At 27.3% G+C, this 3,573-nt stretch carries 6 protein-coding genes; 4 read left to right on the plus strand and 2 right to left on the minus strand.

Annotation, left to right across the window (positions count from 1 at the left end; genetic code table 11):
* Nucleotides 1–115 precede the first annotated feature (115 nt).
* Nucleotides 116–748 carry an OmpA family protein gene (locus Q0V09_RS09205; RefSeq protein ID WP_297488779.1) on the plus strand — a complete coding sequence of 211 codons (633 nt, stop codon included), beginning with the start codon at nt 116–118 and terminating at the stop codon, nt 746–748.
* Between the two features lie 23 nt (nt 749–771).
* Here Q0V09_RS09205 and Q0V09_RS09210 read toward each other — a convergent pair whose 3' ends face one another.
* Nucleotides 772–1,233 carry a hypothetical protein gene (locus tag Q0V09_RS09210; protein WP_297488782.1) on the minus strand — a complete coding sequence of 154 codons (462 nt, stop codon included), beginning with the start codon at nt 1,231–1,233 and terminating at the stop codon, nt 772–774.
* 133 nt (nt 1,234–1,366) lie between these two features.
* On the opposite strand from Q0V09_RS09210, the gene rbsK reads away from it, so the two are divergent.
* From rbsK to Q0V09_RS09225, 3 genes are read left to right on the plus strand one after another with little or no spacing between them, the layout of a single operon-like run.
* Complete coding sequence (gene rbsK / locus Q0V09_RS09215) at nt 1,367–2,281, plus strand: ribokinase (RefSeq protein WP_297488784.1); 915 nt, start codon at nt 1,367–1,369, stop codon at nt 2,279–2,281.
* 1 nt (nt 2,282) lies between these two features.
* The gene (gene rbsD / locus Q0V09_RS09220) at nt 2,283–2,690 is read left to right on the plus strand and encodes a D-ribose pyranase (RefSeq protein WP_297488787.1); all 408 of its coding nucleotides are present in this window, start codon (nt 2,283–2,285) and stop codon (nt 2,688–2,690) included.
* Between the two features lie 10 nt (nt 2,691–2,700).
* Nucleotides 2,701–3,450, plus strand: a complete 750-nt coding sequence (locus tag Q0V09_RS09225) for an EI24 domain-containing protein (protein ID WP_297488790.1) — start codon at nt 2,701–2,703, stop codon at nt 3,448–3,450.
* Between the two features lie 10 nt (nt 3,451–3,460).
* Here Q0V09_RS09225 and Q0V09_RS09230 read toward each other — a convergent pair.
* A partial coding sequence (locus Q0V09_RS09230) for a LytTR family transcriptional regulator DNA-binding domain-containing protein (RefSeq protein WP_297488792.1) occupies nt 3,461–3,573 on the minus strand: 113 nt, incomplete at its 5' end.

Below are 3,573 nucleotides of genomic sequence, written 5' to 3' on the forward strand. Positions count from 1 at the left end.
CTTATAGTTTATAAAATGTACTTTGGATGAATAAAAAAAATAAAAGGATAGGAAATCTTGACAAGATATATTTAGTGTAGGATAATATAAGAAAATACTTGTAAAGGAGAGGGAAATGACTAATAAAAAGACAATAGGAATATTATTATTAACATCATCACTTTTAGGAGCATGTAGTACTGTTTCAGTAAATAATAAAACAACAGGAACAGCTGGAGGAGCAGCAGCAGGTGCTGTACTTGGGCAATTATTTGGACAAGATACAAAAGGAACTTTAATAGGTGCTGGAATAGGTGCATTAGCAGGACTTGGATGGGGAGCATACAAAGATATGCAATATAATGAGTTTTTAGCTGCATTAAGAAGTACAAATATAACAGTAACTAATAATAAAGATAACTTAAACTTAAGATTACCAGGAGAATCATCATTTAAAAGTTCAAGTGCTGTATTAAATAGTGGATTCTATGGTCCATTAAATTCCATTGCAGAAATTTTAAATAAATATCAAGAAACAAAAATTCAAGTATCTGGTTACACTGATAGCACAGGAAATCCTAATTATAATTTAAATTTATCACTTGAAAGAGCTCAAAGTGTTGCAAACTATTTAGCAGCAGAAGGAGTATCAACTTCAAGAATTTCATCAGTGGGATACGGATCAAAAGATCCAGTAGCATCAAACGAAACTTCTGAGGGAAGAGCTTTAAATAGAAGAGTAGAAATTAAAATATTCCAAGGGAATTAAAAGTAAAAAACAGCCTATATTGTTTAGGCTGTTTTTATTTCTTTTATAACATCTAAAAGAAATTTTTTACATAGATCATTTTTAATAGTAAAGTATACATCATGTAGTTCATCTGAGAAAAATTCATCTAAAAGAATCTTAAGAACCATTCTATCTCTGTAAATGTCAGATCTATTTAAACTTCTTTCAATAGAGAAAAAATTATCTGAATCCTCGTCTAAAAGATTATCAACAATTGTATTGGCATTTTTTATTAAAATTTCTATATTAGAAATTCTATCTCTTCTATTTCTAACTTTATTTTTTTCATAAAAAGTCTTACCCTTGTTTAATTCATCAATAAGTGAAAATAAATTTATAGTTGGATTTTCTCCTAAAACTCTTAAAATTTTTCCATAAATAATATTGCTTTCTTTATCTGTTTCACTTTGATTTTTTAATATGTCTATGTACTTATTAGAAACTTTAATTAATATATCGTTCATTATAACCTCCAATGTTTATTATTAGAAGTATATTATATCATAATATTTAAATTTCTTGAATAAATCTGTTATATATGGTAAATTTTTACAAAGAGAAAAAAGTAATTATTATTGAGTGCTGAAGGAGAAATTAATGAAAAAAGTTGTTGTATTAGGTAGTATAAACATGGATTTAGTAACGCTATGTGAAAAAGCTCCAAGAGGAGGAGAGACACTTTTAGGAAGGGAATTTTTTCAAATTCCAGGAGGAAAAGGTGCAAATCAAGCTGTAGCAATAGGTAAATTAGGTGGAGAAGTATCTATGCTTGGAAAAGTAGGGAAAGATTCTATGGGAGATGAACTACTAAAATCAATGAAAGAAAGTAATGTAAATATTGAAAATATAGAAAGATCAGAATTCTTTACAGGAGTGGCCCAAATAACTTTAGAAAAACATGGAGAAAATAGAATAGTTGTAGTTCCAGGAGCGAACTATGATGTGGATAAAGAATATATTGATAAAAATATTAATATAATAAAAAATTGCGATATTTTAGTTGCGCAATTGGAAATCCCTTTAGAAACAGTAAAATATGCTTTTTCTAAAGCAAAAGAGTTTAACAAAGTTACTATTTTGAATCCTGCACCAGCAGTTCATTTAGATGAAGAAGTAATAAAGAATTCAGATTATATAATTCCAAATGAAACAGAATTAGAAGTAATCACAGGAATAGATACAAAGGAACTAGAAGGAGTAAAAAAAGCTGCAAAATCATTGTTAAATAAAGGTGTAACAGGTCTTTTAGTTACTTTAGGGAGTCAAGGTGCAATGATTATAGATAATAATGAGGAAACTTTAATACCAGCTCATAAAGTGAAAGCTGTGGATACTACAGCAGCAGGAGATAGCTTTATAGGTGGATTTGTAAGAGGAATTTCAGATAATCAAACAATAGATGAATCAATAGCCTTAGGTGTTAAAGTAGCAGCAATAGCCGTAACAAGATTAGGAGCTCAAACATCTATTCCAACAATGGACGAAGTTTTAGAATTTAGAGGAGAAAATTAATATGAAAAAAAGTAGATTATTAAATAGTGAGTTAAGTTATGAAATTAGTAAAATAGGACATACATCTCATATAACTATATGTGATGCAGGGCTTCCTATTCCTAAAAATGTAAAAAGAATTGACTTGGCTATAGAGCAAGGATATCCATCTTTTATAAAAGTATTAGATGCAACTTTAAGTGAAATGCAGGTTGAAGAGATAGTTCTAGCTTCTGAAATACTTGATAAAAATCCAGAGATATACAAAGAGATATTATTAACTTTTAAAAAATTTAATATGGAACCAAATGTAGTATTAGTTTCTCATGAAGAGTTTAAAAAAATAACTCATAAAAGTGAAGTTATTGTAAGGACTGGTGAATGTACACCATATGCAAATATAATTTTAAAATCTGGAGTAGTTTTTTAAGAGGTAAATTATGAAAAATATGCAAATGATAATTGAAGAGTATTTAAATGCACCAAAAGAGATAAGAAAAATGAAATTGACATGGGGTTATTATGTAGGTGGAGTAATTGGACTAATCTTACTGGGAGTATTCTATTGGATTTCTACACTTATAGGAAATATGGTATTTATACAGTTTGAAAAAATTTTTAATATTCAAGAGCATATGGTTTTAATAAGATGGATGATAATTTTTATAGTAAAAATGACTTTAATAGGAATATATTATTTCTTTTTTAAGACATTGCTATTGGGAATATTAGCTCCATTTTTCAGTTATATATCTGAAAAAGTAGAAAATAATATTTATGGAACAGAGTATCATTTTACTTTAAAAGAGAATCTTAAGTTTATACTTAGAGGAATGAAAATAGCTGGAAAAAGTTTTATAAAAGAAACAATTGCAACTATAATTATTGTGTGTTTAAGTTTTATTCCCTTGATAAATTTATTAGTTCCGATTTTAATATTTTTAGTTCAAAGTTATTTTATTTCGTTTACTTTTGTAGATTATACTTTAGAGAGAAAAAAATATGGAAGCGAAGAAACTTTAGAATTTATGAAGAAAAATAAATATACTTTTACATTGGGTGGTGGAATTTTTACATTGTTATATTTTATTCCAATTATAGGAATATTTGTAGCTCCACTTCTATCAATAGTGGCTTTTACTAAGGTAACATTAAAATTATTAGAAAAAAATAGGGGACTTGGAAATTAATCCAAGTGCCCTATTTTATTAAAAGAATCTCTTTAAGTTCCTTTACTTTATTTCTGCTAACAGGAATTTTAAAATCATTTTCTTTTACTTTTAATATAAAAGTACTATTAAACCAAGGTTCTA

Source organism: uncultured Cetobacterium sp. (assembly GCF_947039425.1).
In the GTDB taxonomy this organism is placed as follows: Bacteria; Fusobacteriota; Fusobacteriia; order Fusobacteriales; family Fusobacteriaceae; genus Cetobacterium_A.